The organism is Alcanivorax sp. HI0044 (assembly GCF_001634945.1).
Genome location: NZ_LWEZ01001910.1, coordinates 1 through 735, shown reverse-complemented (window position 1 = coordinate 735; position 735 = coordinate 1). Strand labels below are relative to the sequence as shown.

Annotated in this window: 1 protein-coding gene; it reads left to right on the top strand. The window is 57.5% G+C overall.

All coding sequences use genetic code 11. The features are described from left to right. A partial coding sequence (locus tag A3730_RS28475; RefSeq protein WP_255364333.1) for an acyl-CoA dehydrogenase family protein occupies positions 1 to 635 on the top strand: 635 nt, incomplete at its 5' end. Positions 636 to 735 lie beyond the last annotated feature (100 nt).

The following is a 735-nucleotide window of genomic DNA, read 5'->3' as shown; positions in this document are numbered from 1 at the left end:
AGTCGTTCGTGGTGGACTGGGGCACCCCGGGCATGGAACTGGCACGGCTGGAGAAGAAGCTGGGCATCCGCGCCTCCGACACCGCCGCCATCAACTTCGTGGACTGCCGGGTACCGGCAGAAAACCTGCTGGGCAGCCCGGAGATTGACACCAAGAAAGGCTTCGCCGGTGTCATGGAGACGTTTGATAACACCCGCCCGCTGGTGGCCGCCATGGCCATTGGTTGCGCCAAAGCCTCCCTGGAGCGCATCAAGGAGTTGCTCAAAGACAGCATCACCTATGACTACGGCAAACCCGTGGACAACTGCTCTGCGGTGGAAGCGGAAATCTACAAGATGGAAGCGGACTGGGAAGCCGCCTACTGGCTGGCGGTAAAAGCCGCCTGGATGGCCGACAACAAGAAAGCCAACACCCTGGAAGCCTCCATCTCCAAGGCCAAGGCCGGCCGGGTCGGTAACACCATCACCCTGCGTTGTGTGGAACTGGCCGGCAGCCTGGGCTACACCGAAGACGAGTTACTGGAAAAATGGGCCCGTGATTCAAAGATTCTGGATATCTTTGAAGGCACCCAACAGATCCAGCAACTGGTTATTGCCCGTCGCGTGCTGGGGCTTAGCTCCAAGGAACTGAAGTAACGCCTTAGGCATTTTGCCGACGAATGAAAGAAGCCGTTTCTGAGTACTCAGAAGCGGCTTTTTTCATCGNTGNCAANANGCCTAAGGCGTTACTTCAGTT